At 49.3% G+C, this 339-nt stretch carries 1 protein-coding gene; it reads right to left on the bottom strand.

Annotation, left to right across the window (positions count from 1 at the left end):
- Window positions 1-34 precede the first annotated feature (34 nt).
- On the bottom strand, window positions 35-339 hold a 305-nt coding region (locus ACTHSQ_RS11150; protein ID WP_440371365.1), incomplete at its 5' end, for a transposase.

Genomic DNA, 339 nt, shown 5'->3' with positions numbered 1-339 from the left:
GGCCCCCAAATCTTGGACACTCATAAAAGCCTATTCAGGCGCTCTGTGCAAGCTGGGTTCTGTATGCGACAGGACTCGGCTTTTTCAATTTCAAACTGCAACGCTCCCGGTTGTAGTAATCCATATAATCATCTATCTGCTTCATCAATTCATCCACCGTCAATTCACCTGCGTTATAGAAACACTCCGTCTTCAACACCGCAAAGAAGCTTTCCATCGGCGCATTGTCCCAGCAGTTCGCCTTACGCGACATGCTTTGAACCATGGAATGCTCCGCAAGCAATTCCCTATACCCCGCCGTACGGTACAGCACACCTTGGTCGGAATGAAGCATCGTTC

This window comes from Neisseria sp. P0009.S008 (assembly GCF_051958615.1).
Classification (GTDB): domain Bacteria; phylum Pseudomonadota; class Gammaproteobacteria; order Burkholderiales; family Neisseriaceae; genus Neisseria; species Neisseria subflava.
The sequence above is the reverse complement of the archived record's forward strand: the minus strand, read 5'-3'. Positions and strand labels throughout refer to the sequence as shown.